At 67.7% G+C, this 20,123-nt stretch carries 20 protein-coding genes; 11 read left to right on the top strand and 9 right to left on the bottom strand.

Annotation, left to right across the window (positions count from 1 at the left end; genetic code table 11):
- Positions 1 to 6: 6 nt before the first annotated feature.
- Entirely contained in the window at positions 7 to 705 is a 699-nt protein-coding gene (locus tag EV216_RS18560) for a VPLPA-CTERM sorting domain-containing protein (protein WP_243641955.1), read from the bottom strand.
- 396 nt (positions 706 to 1,101) lie between these two features.
- Entirely contained in the window at positions 1,102 to 1,656 is a 555-nt protein-coding gene (locus tag EV216_RS03580) for a VPLPA-CTERM sorting domain-containing protein (protein WP_243641954.1), read from the bottom strand.
- 313 nt (positions 1,657 to 1,969) lie between these two features.
- On the opposite strand from EV216_RS03580, the gene EV216_RS03575 reads away from it, so the two are divergent.
- The 8 genes from EV216_RS03575 (at position 1,970) to EV216_RS03540 (ending at position 7,990) form a co-directional block, all read left to right on the top strand.
- Positions 1,970 to 3,103, top strand: a complete 1,134-nt coding sequence (locus EV216_RS03575) for a carboxylate-amine ligase (protein ID WP_132693698.1) — start codon at positions 1,970 to 1,972, stop codon at positions 3,101 to 3,103.
- A 73-nt stretch (positions 3,104 to 3,176) separates the two neighbouring features.
- Entirely contained in the window at positions 3,177 to 4,322 is a 1,146-nt protein-coding gene (locus EV216_RS03570) for an acyl-CoA dehydrogenase family protein (RefSeq protein ID WP_132693697.1), read from the top strand.
- On the top strand, positions 4,319 to 5,365 hold the full coding sequence (locus tag EV216_RS03565) for an enoyl-CoA hydratase/isomerase family protein (RefSeq protein ID WP_132693696.1): 1,047 nt from the start codon (positions 4,319 to 4,321) through the stop codon (positions 5,363 to 5,365). Before EV216_RS03570 ends, EV216_RS03565 begins: the two co-directional genes overlap by 4 nt.
- Positions 5,362 to 6,234 carry a 3-hydroxyisobutyrate dehydrogenase gene (mmsB, locus tag EV216_RS03560; protein ID WP_132693695.1) on the top strand — a complete coding sequence of 291 codons (873 nt, stop codon included), beginning with the start codon at positions 5,362 to 5,364 and terminating at the stop codon, positions 6,232 to 6,234. Before EV216_RS03565 ends, mmsB begins: the two co-directional genes overlap by 4 nt.
- Entirely contained in the window at positions 6,231 to 6,890 is a 660-nt protein-coding gene (locus EV216_RS03555) for a Crp/Fnr family transcriptional regulator (protein WP_132693694.1), read from the top strand. The genes mmsB and EV216_RS03555 overlap by 4 nt, the downstream gene beginning before the upstream one ends.
- Before the next feature lie 96 nt (positions 6,891 to 6,986).
- On the top strand, positions 6,987 to 7,184 hold the full coding sequence (locus EV216_RS03550; RefSeq protein WP_132693693.1) for a YgaP family membrane protein: 198 nt from the start codon (positions 6,987 to 6,989) through the stop codon (positions 7,182 to 7,184).
- A gap of 131 nt (positions 7,185 to 7,315) precedes the next feature.
- Entirely contained in the window at positions 7,316 to 7,522 is a 207-nt protein-coding gene (locus tag EV216_RS03545; protein WP_132693692.1) for a YgaP family membrane protein, read from the top strand.
- Positions 7,523 to 7,660: 138 nt separating this feature from the next.
- Positions 7,661 to 7,990 carry an excinuclease ABC subunit A gene (locus tag EV216_RS03540; protein ID WP_132693691.1) on the top strand — a complete coding sequence of 110 codons (330 nt, stop codon included), beginning with the start codon at positions 7,661 to 7,663 and terminating at the stop codon, positions 7,988 to 7,990.
- Positions 7,991 to 7,994: 4 nt separating this feature from the next.
- Here the strand turns inward: EV216_RS03540 and EV216_RS03535 are convergent, their stop codons facing one another.
- Positions 7,995 to 8,888, bottom strand: coding sequence for a patatin-like phospholipase family protein (locus EV216_RS03535; RefSeq protein ID WP_132693690.1), 894 nt, complete (start codon positions 8,886 to 8,888; stop codon positions 7,995 to 7,997).
- 4 nt (positions 8,889 to 8,892) lie between these two features.
- On the bottom strand, positions 8,893 to 11,751 hold the full coding sequence (uvrA, locus tag EV216_RS03530; RefSeq protein ID WP_132693689.1) for an excinuclease ABC subunit UvrA: 2,859 nt from the start codon (positions 11,749 to 11,751) through the stop codon (positions 8,893 to 8,895).
- 178 nt (positions 11,752 to 11,929) lie between these two features.
- Between uvrA and EV216_RS03525 the strand changes: the two genes are divergently transcribed.
- The 3 genes from EV216_RS03525 (at position 11,930) to EV216_RS03515 (ending at position 13,164) form a co-directional block, all read left to right on the top strand.
- A complete protein-coding gene (locus EV216_RS03525; RefSeq protein ID WP_132693688.1) occupies positions 11,930 to 12,304 on the top strand; it encodes a rhodanese-like domain-containing protein in 375 nt (124 codons plus the stop codon).
- A 99-nt stretch (positions 12,305 to 12,403) separates the two neighbouring features.
- Positions 12,404 to 12,826, top strand: a complete 423-nt coding sequence (locus EV216_RS03520; protein WP_132693687.1) for a DUF6484 domain-containing protein — start codon at positions 12,404 to 12,406, stop codon at positions 12,824 to 12,826.
- Complete coding sequence (locus EV216_RS03515; protein ID WP_132693686.1) at positions 12,826 to 13,164, top strand: hypothetical protein; 339 nt, start codon at positions 12,826 to 12,828, stop codon at positions 13,162 to 13,164. Before EV216_RS03520 ends, EV216_RS03515 begins: the two co-directional genes overlap by 1 nt.
- A 3-nt stretch (positions 13,165 to 13,167) precedes the next feature.
- Here the strand turns inward: EV216_RS03515 and EV216_RS03510 are convergent, their stop codons facing one another.
- The 5 genes from EV216_RS03510 to tssH are packed head-to-tail and all read right to left on the bottom strand — an operon-like array spanning position 13,168 to position 20,045.
- On the bottom strand, positions 13,168 to 14,220 hold the full coding sequence (locus tag EV216_RS03510) for a hypothetical protein (RefSeq protein ID WP_132693685.1): 1,053 nt from the start codon (positions 14,218 to 14,220) through the stop codon (positions 13,168 to 13,170).
- 1 nt (position 14,221) lies between these two features.
- A complete protein-coding gene (locus EV216_RS18555) occupies positions 14,222 to 15,157 on the bottom strand; it encodes a DUF4150 domain-containing protein (RefSeq protein WP_243641953.1) in 936 nt (311 codons plus the stop codon).
- Complete coding sequence (locus tag EV216_RS03500; protein WP_132693684.1) at positions 15,157 to 16,188, bottom strand: beta-ketoacyl synthase N-terminal-like domain-containing protein; 1,032 nt, start codon at positions 16,186 to 16,188, stop codon at positions 15,157 to 15,159. Before EV216_RS03500 ends, EV216_RS18555 begins: the two co-directional genes overlap by 1 nt.
- Positions 16,185 to 17,285 (bottom strand): DUF2169 family type VI secretion system accessory protein, encoded by a 1,101-nt coding sequence (locus EV216_RS03495; protein WP_132693683.1) that lies wholly within the window; start codon positions 17,283 to 17,285, stop codon positions 16,185 to 16,187. The genes EV216_RS03500 and EV216_RS03495 overlap by 4 nt, the downstream gene beginning before the upstream one ends.
- A gap of 9 nt (positions 17,286 to 17,294) precedes the next feature.
- On the bottom strand, positions 17,295 to 20,045 hold the full coding sequence (gene tssH / locus EV216_RS03490; protein ID WP_132693682.1) for a type VI secretion system ATPase TssH: 2,751 nt from the start codon (positions 20,043 to 20,045) through the stop codon (positions 17,295 to 17,297).
- Positions 20,046 to 20,123 lie beyond the last annotated feature (78 nt).

The raw sequence follows: 20,123 nt of genomic DNA, 5'->3' as shown, positions 1-20,123 counted from the left end.
CGCGCTTCAGGCCACGGCCTTCCTGCGCCGCTTCAGCGCGGCCAGACCGCCCAGACCGCCCAGCAGCAGCCAGCCCGCGGCCGGCAGCGGAACCACTTCCGGCGTATCATAGGCGACGGTGATCGACTTGATCTTGAACTGCGTCTTGTCGTTGATCGCGCCGATTCCGAACAGGTCCGACGTCCAGGTCTGCTGGAACGTGTAGGTTTCATAGAACCAGTTGCCGATCGTCTGGCCGTCGGAAATATGCGTATAGCCACTGTCCGTCAGCAAGCCGAACGAGAACTTGTCGCTCTGGTCGACATAGGAAAAGGTCACGCTGACCAGAGTCACCATCTTGTCGAACAGGAACTTCACGACCTCGTTCTTGCCCGTGCCGTCGACAAAATGCTCGTCGGTGTTCGTGCACGAGAGCCACCGGCACGATTTCTCGTCGTCGTTCAGAACCCCAAGACCATTGTCCCACTGCCCGATCTGCTCCAGCGAGCCGATGCCATAGCTGCCGGTCAACAGGTGCCCGGTCACCGTCAGACCGAGTCCGCCCGCCGTCTCGAACGTGTGGACGCTCTGGTTGCCGACCTTCCCGTCGGTATCCTGCGCCGACCCGGCCCTCAGGTTGATCGTCTCCTGCACGGTCGCCGCACCGGCGGCGGACACCGTTGCCATCAGCGCCACGGCCGACAGCGTTGCCGAAATTGCCTTCATCATTCCAACCCCTCTACTGACAGGATGCGGGGCAACCTCCGCGACCTTGCCTTCAATACGCCACCCCGACGGCCCAATGGGCCGGCTGCCCGGATCTTGCCGGAATGTCGACAGGTTCTAACCTCACTCCGGGCGTTGCGGCAAGATTTTCGTAGGGTGCCGAAGGAAGTTTCGCGACACTGAACGCGAAATGGAAACAGGCCGCGGCACAGGGCGCCGATCCTGCCCTTCTCGCGAACAATCGCCAGCCCGCAAACCCTGCCCCGGAGGGGCGCCCGCCTGCATTCTCGCCTGACGGACCGCCTCCGCCCCCGACCGGCTCCCGCAGCCCAGGCGCCACCAACGCAAAAGGGCGGCCCGAAGGTCGCCCCGTCGCCTGTCGGGAACCCGAAAAGATCAGGCTTTCTTGCGCCGCTTCAGCGCGGCCAGACCGCCCAGACCGCCCAGCAACAGCAGCGCCGAGGCCGGAAGCGGGACGGGTGTCATCATTCCCGTTCCAAGAATGGCGTAATTGCTAAGGCCCTTGTCGTTCGCCGTCCAGAAGTCCAGCCGACCGCTCAGACCGTTATCATACTTGTAGGCGGCCCACTGATTACCGGATTTCAAGAGCACAGCGACGGTCTGATAGTTGTTCGCGACGATGTCGAACCAGCCGACCTTGGCGTCCGGCTGAATGTTCTCGAAGTTCTCTTCCTTCTGGAATTCGGTCCAGTTGGTTATACCGAACAGACCGGTAAGAACCGTGCCATCCGTATACTTGAACTTGTCCGAATTCTCGTTGATCTGCTGCACGTTCCCGCTGGACAGACCGAAGCACTCATTCGCATCCGGATTGACGTCGACTATCTCGTCGCACTTCCCATCCTCCACATACAGGGTCGCAGCCGACGCGGTCCCCGTCACCATCACCGCAGCGACGGCCGCCGCCGCTGTCGTCTTCAGGAAATTCATGCCTTCCCCTCCAAATGCACGCGGCAACGCCCCTCGCGGGCCACCACTAAACATGGCCGAATTACGACGATTTTGGGTCATCTTAAACAAACAACCGCGTGGAACCGTCGCTTTTCAACCCTGACGCGCGCACGCGGCCCGACCGCCCCGCGAAAAACAATCCCTGATATTATCATTTCGCAAATTCATCATCTAATGGTTGTTCCGCGCGAATCACTCTACCTCAAGGCCCCGGACCCGCGCGAAACGCTTGCCGCACCCGTTGTTTCCTGCTGACAATGCGCGGGCACGCCACCGCCGGAGGGCCATCCCGATGACCGCCACCGCCCCCGACTTTACCATCGGCATCGAAGAGGAATACCTGCTGGTCGACGCCGACACCTGCGCCCTGGTCGAGGCCCCCAAGGCCCTGATGGAGGCCTGCATGGCCGATCTCGGCACCCAGGTCACGCCCGAATTCCTGCAATGCCAGATCGAGATCGGCACCCGCGTCTGCGCCACCGTGCCCGAGGCCCGCGACGACCTGCGCCGCCTGCGCGCCACGGTCGCCAGGCATGCCGCAACCCACGGCCTTGCCCCCATCGCCGTCTCCTGCCACCCCGTCGCCGACTGGAAGGACCAGCACCACACCGACAAGGACCGCTACAACGATCTGGAACGCGCGCTGGCGGGCGTCGCGCGGCGGATGCTGATCTGCGGGATGCATGTCCATGTCGGCATCCCCGATCCCGACCAGCGCATCGACCTGATGGCGCAGATGTCCTATTTCCTGCCGCATCTTCTGGCGATGTCGGCCTCCTCGCCCTTCTGGCAGGGGGTGGATACGGGGCTGGCCTCCTACCGGCTGACGGTGTTCGACAACCTGCCCCGCACCGGCCTGCCGCCGCGCTTCGAAAGCTGGTCGGATTACGAACGCTCCGTCGGCGCGCTGGTGGGTATGGGCCTGATCGAGGACGCCACGAAGATCTGGTGGGATCTGCGCCCCTCGGCCCGGTTTCCCACGCTGGAAACCCGCATCTGCGATGTCTCGCCCCGGCTGGAACATGCGCTGTCGATCGCCGCGCTGACCCAGTGCATCGCGCGGATGCTCTGGCGGCTGGCCGGGCGGAACCAGCGCTGGCGCGTCTATGAACGCTTTCTGGTCGGCGAAAACCGCTGGCGCGCGCAGCGCTATGGCGTCACCGAGGGGCTGATCGACTTCGGCCGCAAGCAGGTCGTGCCCTTCCCCGAATTGCTGGACGAACTGATCGCGCTGCTCGAACCCGACGCCGCCGCGCTGGGCTGCTGGGCCGAGGTGCAGGCCGCGCGCGACGTGATCGTCGATGGCACCTCGGCCGACCGCCAGCGCCGCGTCCACGCCGCGGCCCTCGCCGGGGGCAAGACCGCCGACGCGGCCGTGACGGACGTGATCCGCGCATTGATCGAGGAATACAACGCCGATCTGTGACGCCCGGCCCCCTTGCATTCGCGCCGGGCAGCCTGTCAAATGAACGCGCGTTCATTAATTGCGGGGAGGAGCAATGGATTTCGCACTGACCGAGGAACAGGTCGCGATCTTCGACATGGCCCGCGCCTTCGGCGCCGAGGAAATCGCCCCCCATGCCCGCGCATGGGAAGAGGCGGGCACGATCCCGAAGGATCTGTGGCCCAAGCTGGGCGCACTGGGCTTCGGCGGGCTTTACGTCTCCGAAGGGTCCGGCGGCGCCGGGCTGACGCGGCTGGACGCGACGCTGGTCTTCGAGGCGCTGTCGATGGCCTGCCCCTCGGTCGCGGCCTTCCTGTCGATCCACAACATGTGCGCCCGCATGATCGACAGCTTCGGCAGCGACGAACAAAAGGCCCGCCTCCTGCCTCCGGCACTCGCCATGGACAAGGTGCTGTCCTACTGCCTGACCGAACCCGGATCGGGGTCCGACGCGGCGGCACTCAAGACCCGCGCCGAACGCACGAACGAGGGCTACAGCCTGACCGGCACCAAGGCGTTCATCTCGGGCGGCGGCTATTCGGACGCCTATATCGTGATGGCCCGCACCGGCGAGGATGGCCCCCGGGGCATTTCCGCCTTCTATGTCGAGGACGGCACCCCGGGGCTGTCATTCGGCGGGCTCGAGGACAAGATGGGCTGGCGCTCGCAACCCACGCGGCAGGTGCAGCTTGACGCCTGCACCATCCCGGCCGCGAACCTTCTGGGCGAGGAGGGCAAGGGCTTCCGCTACGCGATGATGGGGCTTGATGGCGGGCGGCTGAACATCGCCGCCTGTTCCCTGGGTGCCGCCCAGGCCGCGCTTGACGCCACCCTCGCCTATATGGGCGAGCGCAAGGCCTTCGGGCAGAGCCTCGACCGCTTCCAGGCGCTGCAATTCCGGCTGGCGGACGCCGAGATCGAGTTGCAGGCCGCCCGCATCTTCCTGCGCCAGGCGGCGTGGAAGCTGGACACCCGGGCCCCCGATGCCACGAAATTCTGCGCCATGGCCAAGAAATTCGTCACCGAAGCGGGCAGCCGCGTGGCCGACCAATGCCTGCAACTGCATGGCGGCTATGGCTATCTGGCCGATTACGGCATCGAGAAGATCGTCCGCGACCTGCGCGTGCACCAGATCCTCGAAGGCACCAACGAGATCATGCGCCTGATCGTCGCCCGCCAGATGATCGAGGCCCGCGGATGAGCGAGATCGCGATCCGGCAGGAGGGCCGCGCGGGCCGCATCACGCTGACCCGCCCCAGGGCGCTGAACGCGCTGACCTATCCGATGTGCCTTGAAATCGAAAAGGCGCTGGACGCCTGGCGGCACGAGGATGCCATCGTGCTGGTCGTGATCGACGCCGAGGGCGACAAGGCGTTCTGCGCGGGCGGCGACATCGCGGTGATGTATGAAACCGGCAGGCAGGGCGACTACGCCTATGGCCAGAAATTCTGGCGCGACGAATACCGGATGAACGCCAAGATCTCGGGCTACCCGAAACCCGTGGTCAGCCTGATGCAGGGCTTCACCATGGGCGGCGGCGTTGGCGTGGGCTGCCATGGCAGCCACCGCATCGTGGGCGAGACCAGCCAGATCGCCATGCCCGAATGCGGCATCGGTCTGGTGCCCGATGTGGGTGGTTCGCTGCTGCTGGCCAGCGCGCCGGGGCGGCTGGGCGCCTATCTGGGCGCGACGGGCCGCCGGATGGGGCCGTCCGACGCGATCCTTGCGGGCTTTGCCGATCATTTCGTGGCCGAGGCCGACTGGCCCGACCTGATCGCCGAGCTTGTCGCCACCGGCAATCCCGACGCCATCCTTGCCGCCGCCCTGCCCCCGCCGCCGGGCGACCTGCCCGCGCTTCAGCCGCTGGTGGACCGGCTGTTCGCCGCACCGGATCTGGCCGGGATCGTCGCCGCGCTGCGGGCCGACGGCTCGGACTTCGCGACCGACACGCTGGCCCGCCTCGGCCGGGGCAGCCCGCTTTCGGTCGCCTGCACCATCGAGATGCAGAACCGCCTTGCGGGCTGCGACGACATCGCCGAGGCGCTGGCGCTGGAATACCGCTTTACCCATCGCGCGCCGGAACATGCGGATTTCCTCGAAGGCATCCGCGCGGCGATCATCGACAAGGACAGAAATCCCCGCTGGCGCCATGCCGACCTGACTTCGGTCCCCGCGGCCGATGTGGCGGCGATGCTGGCGCCGCTGGGGCCGGACGAACTGAACCTGGAGGAGGACAGAACATGAAGGTGGGCTTCATCGGACTGGGCAACATGGGCGCGCCGATGGCGGCGAACCTTGCCGGGGCGGGCCATCAGGTGACGGGCTTCGACCTTGCCGCCCCCTGCCCCGAAGGCGTCACCCCCGCCGCCAGCGCCGCCGAGGCCGCGCGCGGGCAGGATGTGGTCATCACCATGTTGCCCAACGGCGCCATCCTGCGCGCCGTGGCCGCCGATGTGCTGCCGGTGATGGAGGCAGGCGCGGTGCTGCTGGACTGCTCGACCGTCGATGTCGAAAGCGCCCGTGCCGTCGCCGCCGAGGCCGAGGCCGCAGGCAAGATGGCGGTGGACGCGCCCGTTTCGGGCGGCGTCGGCGGGGCCGCGGCCGGAACGCTGACCTTCATGGCGGGCGGCAGCGACGCCGCCTTCGACAAGGTCCGCCCGCTTTTCGACGTGATGGGCCAGAAGGCGGTGCATTGCGGCGCCTCGGGCGCGGGCCAGGCCGCCAAGATCTGCAACAACATGATCCTCGGCGTCACCATGATCGCCACCTGCGAGGCGTTTGCGCTGGCCGACAAGCTGGGGCTGGACCGGGGCAAGATGTTCGATGTGGTCTCGACCTCCTCGGGCTATAGCTGGACCATGAACGCCTATTGCCCCGCCCCCGGCATCGGCCCGAAAAGCCCCGCCGACAACGACTACAGGCCCGGTTTCGCCGCTGAACTGATGCTCAAGGACCTGCGCCTTGCCCAGCAGGCCGCCGAGGCCGCCGATGCCGACACGCCGATGGGCCAGCGCGCGGCCGAGCTTTACGCCGCCTTCGTCGAGCACGAGGACGGCAAGGGCCGCGACTTCTCGGCGATGCTGCCCCGCTTCGAGAAACGCGGCCGGGCATGAGCTGGCTGTCGCGCGCAGAGGGGCTGGAGGGGATCGAGCCGGGCACCGCCGCCCGGCTTGAAAAACTGCCCGTGCTGCGCCTGCCCAAGGGCAAGGTGCTGTTCTGTCCCGGCGAGGCGGCCAAGGGCTTCACCATCCTCCTGTCCGGCCGGGTCGATGTCTTCCTGACCGGCCCCACCGGCCGCGAGATCCTGCTTTACGGGATCGAGCCGGGCCAGTCCTGCGTGCAATCCACCCTCGGCCTGCTGGGCGGCGAGGATTACACCGGCGAGGCGATCACCGTCACCGATTGCGAGGCGGTGCTTCTGCCGCGCGAGATGTTCCTGCGGCTCATGGACGCCTCGCCGGTCTTCCGCCGCTTCGTCTTCGGCGCCTTCGCGATGCGGCTGCAATCCATCATGGCGCTGCTGGAACGGGTCGCCTTCCAGCGCGTCGAAAGCCGCCTTGCGGCCGAATTGCTGGCCTCGGCCGAGGACGGCGCCCTGCGCGCCACCCATCAGGAGATCGCCACCCGCATCGGCACCGCGCGCGAGGTCGTCTCGCGTCGGCTCGACGCGCTGGCCAAGGCGGGGCTGGTGCAGGTCGACCGCGGCGTGGTGACGATCCACGACCGCGCGGGACTTGCCCGGCTGGCATCCGCCGACGGCGCGGCGTGACAAGATCACAGACCCGCCGCCCGGCATGACGCATGGTGGGATCACAACGCCCGGGAAACTCGGGCGGCAACCCTTCCACACCATCGGAGAAGACCCATGCTCAAGAAGAATGTCGGCGGCATCGACCGCACTGCCCGCATCGCTATCGGCGCGTTCATGCTCCTGGCCTGGGCGTTCCTGACCGACGCCAGCCCGCTCTGGCTGATCGGCATCGTCCCGCTGGCCACCGGACTGATGTCCTCCTGCCCGCTCTACAACTTCATCGGCGTGAACACCTGCCAGAAAAAGGGCTGATCAGCCCTGTGGCGCGTCGTCTTCCCGCGCGCCCCGTCGGCCGGACGGGCTTGAAACGCCCGCCCGGCCGTCCAGATTCCATCTATCGGGACCGCAAGGATCAAGCGGCCCGCCAACAAGGGAGAAAGCCAATGTTCGAAAAGAATATGGGAACGGTCGACCGGGCCGTCCGGGCCGTCATCGGCGTGCTCTTGCTCATCCTCGCCTTCACCACCTTCGGCGGTGTCTGGGCCTGGATCGCCGGACTCATCGGCATCGTCCTGCTGGCTACGGCGGCGATGGGCACCTGCCCGCCCTACAGCCTGCTCGGCATCGACACGCGCAAGACCAAGGCCTGAGTCGGCCGAACAGCGATCGGGCCAACAGGACCGATCGCCGCGCGCGGGGCCTCACCCGAAGGCGCAGACCGGGGCGGCGCCCGTGCGCTGCCCGCCGGGGTCGTGCTGCACTCCGGACCCCGGCCATGGAGGACAGGCATGAGAAAACACGCGGCACTTGCCGTTCTGGTCGCCACGCTGCTTCCCGCGGACGCCTCTGCGCAACCGCCGCACTGCCCGCCGGGACTGGCCAACAAGACCCCGCCCTGCGTGCCGCCGGGTTTGGCCAAAAAGCAACAGCGCGACGGGGGCTGGTATTATGGTCCGGCGGTCGGCGATGGCTATTACATCCTGCGCGAACCGCGCCGTCTGCGCCTTGACCCGCGCTGGGACTACCATCTGCGCAATGACGGAATGGTTGTCCGCGTCGATCCACGGACGCGGGCGGTGATCGAGATCGTGGATGCCCTCGACCGGCTGATCGACTGACCCATCAGCACCGCCGCACATCCTCAAGCTGCTCGGCATGGCGCTCGACCAGGCGGCGGCCTTCCTCGATCGCTTCGGGGGCGCGGTGCAGGTCCAGCACCGAGACATGCGCCAGATGTGCGCTCAACAGTACATGCGGCGGCTCGCCCGCCAGACGGCTGCGCCGGATCTGCTCGGTCATCACGTCGATGGCGGTCGAGACCACGTCGACATAGTTCGGCGGCCGCGGCCCCGGATCGTCAGGCATCAGCCAGGACAGTTGCTTGCGCATCCCCTCTGGCAGCGCCTCGGCAATCGCCGACCAGGGGCCATCCTCGGGCGGCGCGGCCTGCCAGATCTGGCCGAACCGCTTGCCATTGGGATTGACCGCGATGATGATCTCGGCCCCCAGCGCCCGGGCGGCCGAGACCGGAACCGGATTGGTCAGGCCCCCGTCCAGCAGCCAGCGCCCCTCGTGGTGATAGGGGCTGATGACCCCCGGCAGCGCGGCCGAGGCACGCACCGCCGCCCCCAGATCGCCCTCGGTCAGCCAGATCTCGCGCCCCGTCTCCATATCGGTGGCGATGGCGGCGAAGGGACGGTCCAGATCCTCGATCCGCTCGGGCAGACCCAGATCCTTCAGCACGCGGGCAATCTGGCGCCCCTCGACCAGCCCGCCGCTGACCAGGCTGACATCGAGCATGCCCACCAGCCGCGACCGCGTCATGCCGCGCGTCCAGTCCTCCAGCGCGTCGAGCCGACCCGCCGCATAGGCCGCGCCCACCAGCGCCCCCATCGAACAGCCCGCCACGACGTCAGGCGACAGCCCCAGCGCATCAAGCCCCCGCAGCACGCCGATATGACACCACCCCCGCGCCCCGCCCGAGCCCAGCGCCACCCCGATCCGGCCCCGGACCATGGCGCTATTCCGCCGCCAGGTTGCGGGGTTTCAGCATGTCCTTGAGGTAATGCCCGGTATGGCTGGCCGCCACCTCGGCCACCTCTTCGGGCGTGCCCTCGGCCACGATCCGCCCACCGCCATCACCGCCTTCGGGGCCGATATCTATGATCCAGTCGGCGGTCTTGATGACGTCTAGATTGTGCTCGATCACCACGACCGAATTGCCCTGCTCGACCAGTTCGTGCAGCACTTCGAGTAGCTTTCTCACATCCTCGAAATGCAGCCCCGTGGTGGGTTCGTCCAGGATGTAAAGCGTCCGCCCCGTGGCGCGTTTCGACAATTCCTTCGACAGCTTCACCCGCTGCGCCTCGCCGCCCGACAGCGTCGTGGCCTGCTGGCCGACCTGGATATAGCCCAGGCCCACGCGCACCAGCGCGTCCATCTTCTCGCGGATTGCGGGCACCGCCTTGAAGAACTCCTGCGCATCCTCGACCGTCATCTCGAGAACATCCGCTATGTTCTTGCCCTTGAACCGGATTTCCAGCGTTTCCCGGTTGTAGCGATGGCCCTTGCAGGTCTCGCAGGTGACATAGACATCGGGCAGGAAATGCATCTCGATCTTGATGACGCCATCGCCCTGGCAGGCTTCGCAGCGCCCGCCCTTGACGTTGAAGCTGAACCGCCCCGGCTTGTAGCCGCGCGCCTGCGCCTCGGGCAGACCCGCGAACCAGTCGCGGATCGGCGTGAAGGCGCCGGTATAGGTGGCGGGGTTCGACCGCGGCGTGCGCCCGATGGGCCGCTGGTCGATGTCGATCACCTTGTCCAGATGCTCCAGCCCCTTGATCGTCTCGCAGGGGGCGGGCGTCTGGCGGGCGCCGTTCAGCCGCATGCTGGCGGTCTTGAACAGCGTCTCGATGGTCAGCGTCGACTTGCCCCCGCCCGAAACGCCGGTGACGCAGACGAACCTGCCCAGCGGGAAATCCACCGTCACGTCCCGAAGGTTGTTGCCGGTCGCCTTGACCACGGTGATCTTCTTGCCATTGCCCGGCCGCCGCGTCGCAGGCACCGCGATCTCGCGCGCGCCCGACAGGTATTGCCCCGTCACCGAGGCCGGATCGGCCATGATCTCCGCAGGCGTGCCCCGCGACACGATCATGCCGCCATGCACCCCCGCCCCGGGGCCAAGGTCGAGGACATAATCCGCCTCCCGGATCGCCTCCTCGTCATGTTCGACCACCAGCACCGAATTGCCCTGGTCGCGCAGGTTCTTGAGCGTCGTCAGCAACCGCCCGTTGTCGCGCTGGTGCAGCCCGATCGAGGGTTCGTCCAGCACATAAAGCACCCCCGTCAGCCCGCTGCCGATCTGGCTGGCCAGCCGGATGCGCTGGCTTTCCCCGCCCGACAGCGTGCCCGCATTGCGCGACAGCGTCAGGTAGTCGAGGCCCACATTGTTCAGGAACCCCAGCCGCTCGCGGATTTCCTTGAGGATGGCGCGGGCGATCTCGTTCTTCTGGTTGCTCAGGCTGTCGGGAACGCGCTCGACCCAGGCCAGCGCCTCGCGGATCGACATCTGCACCACCTCGCCGACATGCAGCCCGCCGATCCGGACCGCCAGCGCCTCGGGCTTCAGCCGGTGCCCGCCGCAGGCATGGCAGGGGCGGTTGTTCTGGTAACGCTCGAATTCCTCGCGGATCCAGGCGCTGTCGGTCTCGCGATAGCGCCGCTCCATGTTGGGAATCACGCCCTCGAAGGGCCGCGTCACGTTGTAGATGCGCCCGCCCTCGTCATAGCGGAACGGGATTTCTTCCTCGCCCGAGCCATGCAGGAACACCGCCTTGACCTCATCGGGCAGGTGCTTCCATGGCGTGTCCTTGTCGAAACCGTAATGGCGCGCGATGGCCTCGATGGTCTGGCGGAAATAGGGTGACTTGCCCTTGCGCCAGGGCACGATGGCCCCGTCCCAGACCGTCAGCGCGGCATCGGGCACCACAAGGCGTTCGTCAAAGAACAGCTCCACCCCCAGCCCGTCGCAATCGGGGCAGGCGCCATAGGGGGCGTTGAAGGAAAACAGCCGCGGCTCGATCTCGGGGATGGTGAAGCCACTGACAGGACAGGCGAATTTCTCGGAAAACGTGATCCGCTCGGGCTCGCCCTCGGCTGGCGCGGTTTCCAGAACCGCGATCCCGTCGGCCAGGTCCAGCGCGGTGCGGAAACTGTCGGCCAGCCGCGTCTCAAGCCCCGGCTTGACCACGATCCGGTCCACCACCACGTCGATATCGTGGCGGAACTTCTTGTCCAGCGTGGGCGCCTCGTCCAGATCGTGAAAGACGCCATTGACCTTGACCCGCTGGAAGCCCTGCTTGCGCAGCTCCAGGAATTCCTTGCGGTATTCGCCCTTGCGGTCGCGCACGATGGGGGCCAGCAGATAGGCGCGCGTGCCCTCCTCCATCGCCATCACCCGGTCGACCATGTCCTGCACCTGCTGCGCCTCGATCGGCAGGCCGGTGGCGGGCGAATAGGGCGTGCCCGCCCGGGCGAACAGCAGCCGCATGTAATCGTAGATCTCGGTGACCGTCCCGACCGTGGATCGCGGGTTCTTCGACGTCGTCTTCTGCTCGATGGAGATCGCCGGGCTCAACCCGCTGATATGGTCCACATCCGGTTTCTGCATCATGTCCAGGAACTGCCGGGCATAGGCCGACAGGCTTTCGACATAGCGCCGCTGGCCTTCCGCATAGATCGTGTCGAAGGCAAGGCTGGACTTGCCCGAGCCCGACAGCCCGGTGATGACCACCAGCGCGTCGCGGGGAATGTCGACGTCGATATTCCTGAGATTGTGCTCGCGCGCGCCGCGCACCTCGATGCGTTTCAGATCGGCCATGACTGCCCCCGGGGATGACGCGACAACACATAGAGGATGCGCGGCGGATTCCCAACGGGAAAAAGGGAACATCCGGCGAACATCTGCCACCATCCCGACCCGATTGCCGATTGCCGCTTAACAATCCGGCGCGGGGGCCTATAGTCCGCCCGACCCCCGGCAAGAGGAGTGCGCGCCAATGTTCAAGGTCGTCGATCTGATGCTCCGTCTCTACCCCAATATCGACGAGATTCGCGCCCGGGACGCCGCGCCGCTCGCCGAGAAGGGCGAGATCACCCTGCTCGACGTGCGCGAACCGCACGAGATCGCCCGCTTCGGCAAGTGCAAGGGGGCGGTCACGGTGCCGATGCACATGCTCCGTCACAAGGCCGACCCGAAGGGGCCGCATTTCGACCCCGCACTCGACCCCGCCAGGACCTTCGCGATCTATTGCGAGACCGGCGCCCGTTCGCTGGAGGCGGCCCGGGTGATGAAGAAGCTCGGCTATGATAAGGTCTACAACATGGGCAGCTTCCTGGAATGGCTGAACGCCAAGCTGCCGGTCGAGAAATAGACCCCGCCCGGCCCCGGGGCCGAACCGCGCCGCTTGGCGCGGCGGGGCTTCTGTGAAACACTGTCCCAAGGCTTGCTCTGCAAGGGGGACAGCGTCCGCATGACCCGCACCGACCAGATCGACGGCGTGGCGCTTGGCGTCATCCTCGGCTTCGAGGCGGGCGCGCCGCTGGTCGTCTTCGCGGGCAATGCGCAGGATCACGCGATCCCCGCCCGCTCGCTGACCGCGCTTGGCGCCGAGGATGTCGGCGCCGAGGTGGCGCTGCTGTTCGAGGAAGGCCGCCGCGACCGCCCGCTGATTATCGGCAAGCTGGTCGAGCCGCCCCGCCAGGACCGCCCGCCGCTGGTGATCCGCGATGGCGAGACGGTGCGCGTCACCGCCACGGACCGGCTGGAACTGCGCGTGGGCAAGGCGTCCATCGTGATGCTGGCGGATGGCCGCATCACCATCCGCGGCAGCTACCTGACCAGCCACGCTTCGGCTGCGAACCGCATCCGCGGCGGCTCGGTCAACCTGAACTGATGCCCGCGCCGGTCCTGGACCACATCGTTCGCCAGCACGCGGAACAGGCCGCGTTCCTCTGGACAATCTACGACCGTCACATGCTGAACCCCGAGGAAAACGAGGAAATGGACGCCCTGCGCCTGTCCCGCCTGATCGAGCGGCTGGAGGCGCATCTGGACGGGCTGCGCGTGGCGGGTGCAGACGGCCTGCGCATCGCCCAGGAGCTTTTCGCCGAATATCCCGAACCGGGCGAACTGTTCGTCCTGCGCATGCTGCAACCCGGCGCCGCGGGGCTGCGCATCGCCGATCTCGATCTGGCAAAGGTGCGGGAATACCTGGACGCGAAGCTGGGCTGAGGATCAGCCCTCGCGCAGGATGGCGCGCGGCACCTCGATCCGTTCCCAGGCCCCGCGCCGCAACCGGAACAGATCGTCCGCGTCAAAGGCCCACAGCGCGTCGTCCGACTGCTGGATGCGCAGGATGTTCCCGAACCCTTCGTCCGGTCCGGGCAGCGGCGCGCCGATCCTCGCGGCGCTACAGGGATGGATCGACGTCTCGGCCGCGACCAGAAGACCGCCTTCGGCAGCGGCAAAGGAGACGTAATCCTCCTCGCCATCCGGCCCGTCCAGAAAGTCGACCTCGTCGCCCTCGCGCAGCACGAGCGCGGTGCCCATCCCTGCCGCCACCAGCACGCCCGCCCCCTTCCCCGGATCATGCAGATCCGCGATCACCGCATCGGTCGGCAGGTCGATGCGCGTCCATTGCGCGCCCGCCACACGAAACAGAACCCCGAACTGGTCGCGCTCGTCCTCGAACATCAGGTCCACGAAACTGTCGATATCGCCATCCTCCAGCGCCGCCTCGGCCGCAGCCGTGTCACCCCCCCCGGGATAGACGAAGCCGCCGACCAGGCTGGTCCCGTCCGAGAGCCCCAGCCAGCAGGTGGCGTTCAGGATGTCGTCCTCCGCATCGGGCGGCGGGCCGGATTCCGACAGCGCGCGCCAGTCTCCCGGCCCAGGGCGGCGATAGATCTGTCCGTTCTGCCCGATCACGGTGAACTGGTCGCCATGGGCATAGATCCGCTGCACCGCGCCGCGCCCGGCGGCGTCGTCGCTGAAGATGCCCGCACCGGGGATCTTCTCGTCCCGGGTTTCCTCCTCGTCGAGGAAGTAGACATCGCCCTCGTCGCTGAGCGCCACATAGACCGGCGCCGCGCCGGGGGCGTAGCGGCCCGAGGTGATCCAGACGATGGCGCGGTCCACGTCGATCCGGCCCCAGGGCTGGGCCAAGCCCTCCTCCCGGATCAGGATCATGCTGTAGGGCTCGTCCGCATCCGGCCGGGACAGCGCGATGCACACCGTTCCGGGCACCCCGGCATCCCCGGCGACGATCCTCAACCCCCTGGGAAACATTTCAGTACCTCCCTCTCCTGATGACGGTCCGCGCCTTGCCGCTGGGCAGGCTGGTGGTGGTGCGGCCCGGTCTGGACGCGATCTTGGCATCCTTGACCTGCTTGGCTGCCATCGCGACCGCAAGCTTCTTGCAGGTGGGGGACAGGTTCGGAACCGACTTGATCGACTGGGCGCATTTCGCCTTGATCTTTGACATCGGCGCGGTGCCCGGCACGCTCCTCTTGCCCCCGGCCACGGCCATCGGCCTTGCCCCCAGCTTCTTCAGATCCGCATTGAGGCTGGAATGCAGCCCCGAATGCTGCTTGTGGGTCAGGCAGACGCACATGCCCTGGTTCAGCGACGGGGCACCGGGCATACGCCCCCCGGTCGAACCGCGCGTGCCGGTGCGATAGCACATGTCCGGAACGATATGGTGCGCGTGACTGCCCTTCTTGCACTTGACCTTGTTGAAGGGCCCCATCGGCGGGCATTTCTTTTCGGCCGCGGTCAGCGGGCGGCCCAGATGCAGCTTGGCCACATGCACCCAGGGCGGCGTGTTGGCGGCGGGCGAGGCGTGGTTGTTGGTGGTCAGGTCCGAGAACCGGACCACCGGTTCGCCCTCGAACTTCACGTTCGGGGACCACGAGTTGAAATAGGACTTGCCCGTGTTCCTGGAGGTAATCACCCCCTTCTTCGCGGCACATCCCGCCTCGTCGCCCGAGGTCCTGGACATGTCGGACTTGTTCTTCAGGTTGACCGTCTTGCCGCCGATGAACACCGTCGAGGTGCCGTTCTCGGTATCGCCCGCCATCGCGAAATTCGGATAGGGCACCGGCACGCCCGGCGGCGTGGCGGGGTTCTCGGGCGGGGTCATGCAGACATCTGGAAAGGCCGCGATGGTCTGGGCCTGCACCGCCTTGCCCGAGATCTCCAGCCCGTTGGCGTACACGTCCCCCATCAGCCCGCCCCCGCCCGGAACACCGCCGCGCCGCAGGCGCCATCGTCGGAACTGGCCTCGATCAGCACCGGATCGCCGCCCGCATAGCCCTTGCGCGCGGCGCATAGCGCCATGCCGATCATCAGCGGCACGACCGCGGCGCCGACATTGCCCAGGCTCTCGGCCGGGCTCCACAGGTCCTGGAACTCGGACCGGCCGCGTTCCAGCCGCAGCGCGGCCAGCGCGGTCTGCCTGAACCAGTATTGCTCGCCGATCAGGTCGGCGATGCGGTAGTCGATCTGCGCCAGGCCGACCCCCGCCGCGCCCAGTGCCTGGGCATAGGCTTCGGTCATGCCGTCGCCGCGCAGCGGCAGGTCCAGCCCCTCCGCGTCGAGCCCGTTGTAAAGGAACGCCTTTTCCCGCGCGAGCCCCAGCCCCGCCAGCCGCAGCCCGGCCCCGGCCCGCCCGCACAGCACCGCCGCCGCCGCCTCGCCCGGCAGGAAGCCGTTCGCGTTCTCGGCCGTCAGCAACCGGCGCTTGCCATGGTAATAGGCGATGGCCGGCGCGGTCAGGTAGCTGTCCACACCCGCCACCACCACATGATCCGCCGCCCCTTCGGCCAGCATCCGCCCCGCCTGGCGCAGCGCGACCAGGCCCGAGGGGCGGCCATGGGCGACGATCTGGGTGCGGGTGCGGGGCGGGATTCCGACGATCCCGCCGATCCGGGCGGCCAGCCCGGCGGCATCGCGCAGCGGTCGGCCCGGGCGCTCCTCCTCGGGCAGGCACAGGATCAGCGCCGCCTGCCCCGCCGCCCCGGGCACCGCCTCGAACAGCTCGGCAATGGCGCCCGCGGCCAGATGCGCCAGCCGCTTCTCGCCCACCCAGTTGCGCGGCAGGGGCACCGGCGCACCGATCAGCCAGTCGCCGCCCGGCCCCGCGAACCGCGTCTCGCAAAACCCGTCAAGCCGCGCGCGCAGCGCCGCGCAGGACGAAGGCGCATCCAGCCCCACTGCCGTCACCATCCCCGCCGCAAGGATCGACAGCGCGCTCATGCCTCGTCTTCCTCGGGCTCGGGCACGCCCACGGCGCGGACATAGCGCCGCCCCTCGGCGCGGGCGCGGGCCATCGCTTCGGTCGGCGGGCCGATCCAGGCCCCGGAAAATTCGGTGATGATCCGCCGGATCGGCACCGAGACGCGCCAGACCAGCATCAGCACCCGCGCCTCGCAATCGAACAGCAGCGTGTCGGGCAGAAGCCTGCGCTCCAGAACCGCCGCCTGCCCGCGAAAGACCGTCACCGGCAGCGCGGTCTCGGGCGGCAGGCGGAACGCCTCGCGCCCCCGTGGCGTCAGATGGCCCAGGATCACCGGCACCCCCGGTCCGGGCGGGTCGATCTGCTGATCCTCGGGGGCGCACTGGAAATAGCGCTCGTCGAAATCGGCGGGCAGGAAGGGAAACACCTCGTCCTGCCAGCGCTGGTCATAGGTGCCCGCGTATTTCAGCCGCTCGGGCCAGCCCCGCCCGACGGGCCCCAGCGCCATGGGCCGGTAACTGCCATAGGGCGAGGTCACGGCCACGCCCGGTTCCTGCGTGTTGGACAGGGGCTGGCCCGACAGACGCGACTGGTTTCTCACCTGCCCCCAGCCCAGCCCCACCGGGTTCGGCCGATAGACCGCGGGCGCGGGATCGTCCGGGTCGCTCCGGTCCGGCCCGCCAAAGGCGGTGTCGTAGGAAAACCGCATCTTCGTGAAGGGATGCGGCTCGGTCGCGGTGACCACCGGCCCCACCACGCGCCATTCCCGCGCGCCGATCACATCCAGCGTCTTGGACCAGTCCCCCACCCGGATGCCGACCCGCACCCCCTGCACCGGCCGCCCCCCGGGGGCATGGGCGGACCCGTTCACGATCACGTCGCAGCGCGCCTTGCGAAACGCGAAATCGGTTTCCCACAGCGGCGCGGAAAACCCCGGCGCGCCGGTATATTCGTCGGCCATCACCAGCGGGCGCTGGTCTTCGGCAATGGGGGGCACCTCGCCCGTATCGGGAAAGTCGAACGTGCCCTTGACCACCAGAACCAGATGCTCCCGCCCCGCCTTGTCCATGCCCTGGGTAAAGGCCGGGACGAAACGGGTCTGGTTCAGGATCTCCATGGCCTTGCCTCAATCGAACGCGTAGGCGAACCCCTCCGCGCTGCCGGTCACCGTCACCCGCGCCAGCGTGGAGCCGTCCAGCGTGCGGTTCAGGATCTGGCGGCTCAGTTCCGGCAACAGCGTGTTGGTCAGGATCGCGTCGATCATCCGCCCGCCCGACTCGATCTCGATGCAGCGCGCCTTGATCAGGTCCATGGTCCCTTCGCCGATCACCAGGTCCGCGTCATGGCCCTTGCGCAGCCGTTTCGCGATGGATTTCAGCTTGAACCCCGCGATCAGTTCCAGCGCCGCATCCGACAGCGGGTAATAGGGGATCGTCACCAGCCGCCCCAGCAGCGCGGGCGGAAACACCCGCAGAAGCGGCGCGCGCAGCGCGGCGGTCAGATCGTCCAGATCGGCATGCACCTTGCCGTCCTCGGTCATCGCCATGATCTCGTCCGTGCCGACATTCGACGTCAGCAGGATCAGCGTGTTCTTGAAGTCGATCCGCCGCCCCTCGCTGTCATCCATCATCCCCTTGTCGAAGACCTGGAAAAAGACCTCGTGGATATCGGCATGCGCCTTTTCCACCTCGTCGAACAGCACCACCGAATAGGGCCGGCGGCGCACCGCCTCGGTCAGCACGCCGCCCTTGCCATAGCCGACATACCCGGGCGGCGCGCCCTTCAGGGTAGAGACCGTATGCGCCTCCTGGAACTCGCTCATGTTGAAGGACAGAAGGTTCTGTTCCCCGCCATAAAGCGCATCCGCCAGCGCCAGCGCCGTCTCGGTCTTGCCCACCCCCGACGGCCCGCACAGCAGGAAGACCCCGATCGGCTTGTCGGTCGCGGCAAGCCCCGCATAGGCGGTCTGGATGCGGTTCGAGATCATCGCCATCGCATGATCCTGCCCCACCACCCGCTGGCCCAGGATCTCGGGCAGGTGGATCGCGCGCTCGGTCTGGCTGGCGACCATCCGGCCCGTGGGAATGCCGGTCCAGTCCTGCACGACGCTGGCCACCGCGTTGCGGTCGACGGATGGCAGGATCAGCGGACTCTCGCCCTGCTGCTCGGCCAGTTCCGCCATCTTCGCCTTCAGCATCGCCAGCCTTTCGGCACGCTCCGCCTCGGTCATCGCGGGCGGCGGCGGCGGGGCGACCGCGTCCGGCGGCGCGGCGTCTTCCCCGGCTTCGGGGGCGGCCGCTTCCGGTGCCATGTGGCCCACCGCCCCGGTCTCGTCCAGCGCCGCGCCGCCGCCGCGCAACTCCGCGCGCAGGTCCAGAACCTCGTCCACCAGCGCCTTTTCCGCCTCCCAGCGCGCATTCGCGGCGGCAAACGCGGCCTCGGCCTCGGCCAGCGCGGCAAGGATGCCCTTCATCCGCTTCTCTGTGTCGATGCCGATGGCCGCCTCGCGCTCGGCGATGCCCTGCTCGATCCTCAGCGCGGCAAGACGGCGGTCGATATCCTCGACCGCAGCGGGGGTGGCGTGCTGCGAGACGGCGACGCGCGCGCAGGCGGTATCCAGCAGGCTGATCGCCTTGTCGGGCAATTGCCGGGCGGGAATGTAGCGATGCGACAACTGCACGCTCGCCTCCAGCGCCTCGTCCAGGATCTCGACCTTGTGGTGACGCTCCAGCACCCCCGCGACGCCCCGGCACATCCGCACCGCCGCCTCTTCCGAGGGTTCGGCCACGTTGACCACCTGGAAGCGGCGGGTAAAGGCCGGGTCGGGCTCGATATATTGCTTGTATTCCGACCATGTGGTGGCCGCGACCGTGCGCAACTCGCCCCGCGCCAAGGGTGGCTTCAGCAGGTTCGCGGCATCCCCCGTCCCGGCCGCCCCCCCCGCCCCGATCAGCGTATGCGCCTCGTCGATGAACAGGATGATCGGCACGTCGGAACTGTGGACCTCCTCGATCACCGCGCGCAGCCGCTTCTCGAACTCGCCCTTCACCGAGGCGCCCGCCTTCATCAGCCCCACATCCAGCAGGTGCAGTTGCACGCCCTTCAGGCTGGGCGGCACATCGCCCTTGGCCAGCCGCTGGGCAAAACCCTCGACCACCGCGGTCTTGCCCACGCCCGCCTCGCCGGTCAGGATCGGGTTGTTCTGGCGCCGCCGCATCAGGATGTCGATGATCTGGCGGATCTCCATGTCGCGGCCCACCACCGGGTCGATCCGGCCCGCCCTGGCCCGTTCCGTCAGGTTGGTGGAGAACTGCGCCAGCGCCGATTGCCCGCCCGGCGCGGCTTTCTTCGCCGCCGCCTGTTCCGGCCCCGCCCCCATCCCCTCGACCGAGTCGGGCAGCAGCGCATCAAGCTGCCCGCCCATGTCGCGCGGGTCGATCCGGTCGAATTCCAGGCTGATCTTGTAAAGCAGCGCCTCGATCACCGGCGTGTTCAGGCCCGCCAGCAGCAGATAGGCCGAGCGCACCGCCTCGTCGCCATATTCCAGCTGGCCCAGGCTCCACGCCTCCTGGATCGCGCGAAAGATATGGTCGGAAAATTCCTCGACCGCGCCCGCGCCATGCGGCAGCGCATCCATCGCGCGGGTGATGTCGGCCTCCAGCCGGGCGAAATCGACGCCCGCAGAGCGCAAAAGGATCTCGAAATCGGACTTCGGCGACCGCACAAGCTCCGCAACGAAATGCACAAGCTCGACATACGGATTTCCCCGCGCCTTGGCCGCCTGCGCCGCGGCCGAAAACGCCTTCAGGCAGACCGGGTTCAGCTTGCCGACAAGTTCCTTGCGCTTGATGGTCTCCTGGCTGCCGCGTTGGGCCATGGCTGCCTCCCCCTGACATCCTGCCGGTCGGCGCGGGCACGCGCAAAGGTTCCGGCCGCCCGGCTCGCGTGCTAGTCT

Origin of the sequence: Rhodovulum steppense, assembly GCF_004339675.1 — a bacterium.
GTDB classification, from domain to species: domain Bacteria; phylum Pseudomonadota; class Alphaproteobacteria; order Rhodobacterales; family Rhodobacteraceae; genus Rhodovulum; species Rhodovulum steppense.
Note: the sequence above shows the minus strand (reverse complement) of the source record. Positions and strands in the feature narration are given on the sequence as shown.

Bases quoted from the DNA above. Each gene is read 5' to 3' on its own strand.
- EV216_RS18560 (WP_243641955.1), bottom strand. From the start codon at position 705: ATGAAGGCAATTTCGGCAACGCTGTCGGCCGTGGCGCTGATGGCAACG.
- EV216_RS03580 (WP_243641954.1), bottom strand. From the start codon at position 1,656: ATGAATTTCCTGAAGACGACAGCGGCGGCGGCCGTCGCTGCGGTGATG.
- EV216_RS03575 (WP_132693698.1), top strand. From the start codon at position 1,970: ATGACCGCCACCGCCCCCGACTTTACCATCGGCATCGAAGAGGAATAC.
- EV216_RS03570 (WP_132693697.1), top strand. From the start codon at position 3,177: ATGGATTTCGCACTGACCGAGGAACAGGTCGCGATCTTCGACATGGCC.
- EV216_RS03565 (WP_132693696.1), top strand. From the start codon at position 4,319: ATGAGCGAGATCGCGATCCGGCAGGAGGGCCGCGCGGGCCGCATCACG.
- mmsB (WP_132693695.1), top strand. From the start codon at position 5,362: ATGAAGGTGGGCTTCATCGGACTGGGCAACATGGGCGCGCCGATGGCG.
- EV216_RS03555 (WP_132693694.1), top strand. From the start codon at position 6,231: ATGAGCTGGCTGTCGCGCGCAGAGGGGCTGGAGGGGATCGAGCCGGGC.
- EV216_RS03550 (WP_132693693.1), top strand. From the start codon at position 6,987: ATGCTCAAGAAGAATGTCGGCGGCATCGACCGCACTGCCCGCATCGCT.
- EV216_RS03545 (WP_132693692.1), top strand. From the start codon at position 7,316: ATGTTCGAAAAGAATATGGGAACGGTCGACCGGGCCGTCCGGGCCGTC.
- EV216_RS03540 (WP_132693691.1), top strand. From the start codon at position 7,661: ATGAGAAAACACGCGGCACTTGCCGTTCTGGTCGCCACGCTGCTTCCC.
- EV216_RS03535 (WP_132693690.1), bottom strand. From the start codon at position 8,888: ATGGTCCGGGGCCGGATCGGGGTGGCGCTGGGCTCGGGCGGGGCGCGG.
- uvrA (WP_132693689.1), bottom strand. From the start codon at position 11,751: ATGGCCGATCTGAAACGCATCGAGGTGCGCGGCGCGCGCGAGCACAAT.
- EV216_RS03525 (WP_132693688.1), top strand. From the start codon at position 11,930: ATGTTCAAGGTCGTCGATCTGATGCTCCGTCTCTACCCCAATATCGAC.
- EV216_RS03520 (WP_132693687.1), top strand. From the start codon at position 12,404: ATGACCCGCACCGACCAGATCGACGGCGTGGCGCTTGGCGTCATCCTC.
- EV216_RS03515 (WP_132693686.1), top strand. From the start codon at position 12,826: ATGCCCGCGCCGGTCCTGGACCACATCGTTCGCCAGCACGCGGAACAG.
- EV216_RS03510 (WP_132693685.1), bottom strand. From the start codon at position 14,220: ATGTTTCCCAGGGGGTTGAGGATCGTCGCCGGGGATGCCGGGGTGCCC.
- EV216_RS18555 (WP_243641953.1), bottom strand. From the start codon at position 15,157: ATGGGGGACGTGTACGCCAACGGGCTGGAGATCTCGGGCAAGGCGGTG.
- EV216_RS03500 (WP_132693684.1), bottom strand. From the start codon at position 16,188: ATGAGCGCGCTGTCGATCCTTGCGGCGGGGATGGTGACGGCAGTGGGG.
- EV216_RS03495 (WP_132693683.1), bottom strand. From the start codon at position 17,285: ATGGAGATCCTGAACCAGACCCGTTTCGTCCCGGCCTTTACCCAGGGC.
- tssH (WP_132693682.1), bottom strand. From the start codon at position 20,045: ATGGCCCAACGCGGCAGCCAGGAGACCATCAAGCGCAAGGAACTTGTC.